The 318-nt window shown below is 67.0% G+C and carries 1 protein-coding gene; it reads left to right on the forward strand.

What is annotated here, in order from left to right:
- On the forward strand, window positions 1-318 hold a 318-nt coding region (locus BK665_RS33745; protein WP_221179285.1), incomplete at both ends, for a DUF5924 family protein.

Below are 318 nucleotides of genomic sequence, written 5' to 3' on the forward strand. Positions count from 1 at the left end.
CCCGAGCCTGGCGTCGATCCTGCCGATCCGCAGCGTGCGCAGCGAACTGGCGGTGCTGTGTATCACCCTGGCCATTGGCAGCACCGGATGGCTGCTGCGCTCCTGGGTGCCGCCAGCCACCCTGTGGCTGACCGAGGACGCCATCAGCACCCAACTCCAGGACCGCACGCCCGGGGACAGCCTGGAACAGGTGAGTGCCAGCCAGGTACGCAGCAGCGGTTTGTACGCCTACACCGCGATCAACGCCCCCCGGGGCCTGGACGAGCGCATCTATCACGTCTGGAAGTTCAACGGCAGCGAAGTGGATCGCATCGCCCT

It is taken from the genome of Pseudomonas frederiksbergensis (assembly GCF_003732665.1).
Taxonomy (GTDB): domain Bacteria; phylum Pseudomonadota; class Gammaproteobacteria; order Pseudomonadales; family Pseudomonadaceae; genus Aquipseudomonas; species Aquipseudomonas frederiksbergensis_G.